The organism is Paenarthrobacter nitroguajacolicus (assembly GCF_007786235.1).
Taxonomy (GTDB): domain Bacteria; phylum Actinomycetota; class Actinomycetes; order Actinomycetales; family Micrococcaceae; genus Arthrobacter; species Arthrobacter nitroguajacolicus_A.
Map to the genome: position 1 here is coordinate 1 of NZ_VNFK01000084.1, position 549 is coordinate 549.

The window sequence follows — 549 nt, forward strand, 5'->3', positions numbered from 1 at the left end:
GGGTAGTGACGCGAATGTTTATCCTCCAATGAGCACTTTGTTGGAGTCTCAGGGGATTGAGATTATTGAAGGGTTCTCCCCGAGCCAATTAGAGCCAAGACCTGACTTAGTGGTCATTGGCAATGCGATGAGCCGTGGTAACCCATGTGTTGAGTATGTATTGGATAACAATCTTAGATACACATCAGGGCCGCAGTGGTTACAAGAGTTCTTACTGCATGACCGTTGGGTTTTGGCGGTATCGGGAACGCATGGCAAGACAACAACATCGAGCATGCTGGCTTGGATCCTTGAAGACTGCGGTTACGCGCCGGGCTTCCTTGTTGGTGGTGTATTGGGTAACTTTGGTATCTCTGCTCGCCTTGGTGAAAGCATGTTCTTCGTGGTTGAAGCCGACGAATACGACAGTGCATTCTTTGATAAGCGCTCTAAGTTTGTTCACTACCACCCAAGAACGTTAGTGATGAACAATCTCGAATTCGATCATGCAGATATCTTTGATGATCTTGAAGCGATCAAGCGACAGTTCCATCATTTGGTCCGCACAGT

1 protein-coding gene is annotated in these 549 nt (G+C 47.5%); it reads left to right on the forward strand.

The genetic code is table 11. The features are described 5' to 3' along the window. Positions 1–28: 28 nt before the first annotated feature. Positions 29–549: Mur ligase family protein (locus tag FQP90_RS23075; protein WP_244296974.1), on the forward strand; the 521-nt coding region annotated here is incomplete at its 3' end.